This window comes from Massilia sp. CCM 8734, assembly GCF_011682155.1.
Taxonomy (GTDB): domain Bacteria; phylum Pseudomonadota; class Gammaproteobacteria; order Burkholderiales; family Burkholderiaceae_D; genus Telluria_A; species Telluria_A rubra.
In genome coordinates this window covers 1-702 of record NZ_WHJI01000163.1, presented here as the reverse complement: position 1 = coordinate 702, position 702 = coordinate 1, and the positions used below count along the sequence as shown (strand labels likewise).

Below are 702 nucleotides of genomic sequence, written 5' to 3'. Positions count from 1 at the left end.
CGTTTTCAGGCGCATGCCTGCGGCGATCGCGTCGTCCACGGCACGCGTGTTCGGCGCGGCCGGCACCGGCACGGGCGCTACGCGCTCCGGAACGGCGTCGACCAGCTCGTTTGGCAGACTGGGAACTGGGGCGGTTGCGTCATCGATGTCGGCATGATCCTCGGTGGTCAGGCCCGGGTTCACGTAGCCGTCGCGCTTGAGGGCTGCCAGGAAGGCGGGTTTCTTGTGCTCGGCCGGGATGGCGGCGTTGGCAAGCACCTGGGCGCGCAGCGCGGCGCGATTGGCCGCAGCGCGCTCGGCACGCTCGTGCTCGATGATGGCGTTGGTGGTCTGCGCGTCCCTCGCCTCGCCCTCGGCGGCTGCGGCGCGCTGAGCACGCGCGTCCTCTTCCAGCATGGCGGCGATCTGCTTTTCCTCGGCCAAGGCGCGTGCCTCGGTGGCCGCCGCTTTGGCCGGCTCGAACTTGGCATTGATCGCCGCTTCTTCCTCGGCCAGCAAGGCGGCGAATTCCGCCTGTTGTTCCGCAGGGATCTCGGTGCGCGCCTTGCGGGCTTGCTTGAGCGCGTTGAATTCCGCAACTTCGTCAGCGGTAAGGCGGCGTCCCGGCACCGCCGGCGTCACGCTCATCTGGCCGTCCGCACCCTTGACCCGTTGCGCCACCGAACCGTGTCCGATAGTAATGAGTTCAGCCAGGCGGCCGTC

Annotated in this window: 1 pseudogene; it reads right to left on the bottom strand. The window is 68.9% G+C overall.

The features are described from left to right. A pseudogene (locus tag F2P46_RS36055) lies at window positions 1–702 on the bottom strand (hypothetical protein); the annotation flags it as partial.